A 1582-nucleotide genomic window follows, 5' to 3' on the forward strand; every position below is an offset into this window, starting at 1 on the left:
ACGCTGAAGGCGCAGCGCAGCCTGCCCGGTGACGAGCATGTGCAATGGATCGCGTCGGAACGATTCGCGGGAACGTACATGCGTCAGCTGTCGCTCGGTGAGGGCATCGACACCGACAACATCAGCGCCACCTACAACGACGGCGTGCTGTCGGTGACCCTGCCGATCGCCGAGAAGGCCAAGCCGCGGCGCATCGAGATCGGCGGTATGGGACAGGGCCCGAAGACCATCGAGGCCGGCCACACCGAGAGCAGCTGACCGGTCGCGGCAGGGATGTGCCCGCGCCCATCGGCGACAGATGAGAGTGCAAGCAGCACACCACCATTCACCGGTGCAAGGCGGCCGGGTGCGCGGGCGGAACCGAGGATCGTCGCAGCGAGAAGGAGGTGAGAGCGCGCAACCCTCGAATAGCGACTGCGTGCGGCCCCGCGATCTCGCGGGGTCGCCGCCTTGTCCGGGCGCGGCGAAGACCGGTGGACGACCGGAGCATCGCCCGTAGGCGGTTCAGTCGCCGCAGCAGCCCTCGGCGGACGGAATCGTCCGCATCTCGCGGGTTTCGGCGTTGCGGGCGGCCAGGTCCGCATCGGCCGGATAGTCGACGGCGATCAGGCTCAGGCCGTGCGCGGGTGCCACGGTGATGGAACTGGACCGTTCCCGTTCCGCGAGAAGACCTTCCACCCATTCGGGAGTGCGGCGCCCCTCCCCCACCGCGAGCACCGCGCCGACCAAACTGCGGACCATCGACCAGCAGAAGGCGTCGGCGCTGACGTAAGCGGTGAGCATGGCGGCTCCGCCGGCACCGTCCGGGGCCACGCCGGGACCATCGATCGGCGTCACGGCCCAATCGAACCGCTGCAATTCCCGGACCGTCGTCGCCCCTTCGCGCCGACGGCAGAATGCGGCGAAATCGTGCAGTCCCAACAGCTTTCGCGATGCTTCCCGCATGGCGTCGAGATCGACACCGGGGCGGCATGCCACCACACTGCGAGCCAGCAGGGGCGGGGCTCCGTAGGGAGCCGTGGTGAGCCGATACGCGTAGTGACGGCGGATCGCGGAGAAGCGGGCGTCGAATTCCGGTGGCGCCGGGCGGATTCCGGTGACCCGCACATCCTTCGGCAGGAACCGTGCCAGCCGGTGCAGCAGCTTGTCGTGATCGGGCGGCGTGGTCGCGTCGAAATGTGCGACCTGCCCCTCGGCATGAACTCCGGCATCGGTGCGGCCGGCCACCGTCAGCTGAAGCGGTTCGCGCAGGACCTTGCTCAGCGACTCCTCCAGCACACCCTGCACGGTCCGCAGACCGGGCTGGCGGGCCCAGCCGGTGAAATCGGTGCCGTCGTAGGCGATATCGAGCCGTACTCGAACCGCAACCGAGGTTGCCGCCGGATCCTGCATGGTCACAGCCATTTCCTGGTTAACATGAGCGAAGCCCGCCGACCCGGAGGGGACGGCGGGCTCACTCGTGAATTCCCGACGCAGATCGAGAGGTCCCCGCACGTGGCGGGGACCAACTCATTCCGCCTTGTCCTCGGCGGGAGCCTCGGTGGACTCCGCCTCGGCAGCCTCGTCGGCCTTCGCCTCAGCA

General features: G+C 68.6%; 2 protein-coding genes. One reads left to right on the forward strand and one right to left on the reverse strand.

Annotated elements, in window-relative coordinates; genetic code table 11:
* On the forward strand, nucleotides 1-258 hold a 258-nt coding region (locus ACGF5C_RS34405), incomplete at its 5' end, for an Hsp20/alpha crystallin family protein (RefSeq protein WP_393308538.1).
* Between the two features lie 246 nt (nucleotides 259-504).
* Here the strand turns inward: ACGF5C_RS34405 and truA are convergent.
* Nucleotides 505-1392 carry a tRNA pseudouridine(38-40) synthase TruA gene (gene truA / locus ACGF5C_RS34410; protein ID WP_393308540.1) on the reverse strand — a complete coding sequence of 296 codons (888 nt, stop codon included), beginning with the start codon at nucleotides 1390-1392 and terminating at the stop codon, nucleotides 505-507.
* Between the last annotated feature and the right edge of the window lie 190 nt (nucleotides 1393-1582).

Source organism: Micromonospora sp. NPDC047620 (assembly GCF_043205005.1).
In the GTDB taxonomy this organism is placed as follows: Bacteria; Actinomycetota; Actinomycetes; order Mycobacteriales; family Micromonosporaceae; genus Micromonospora.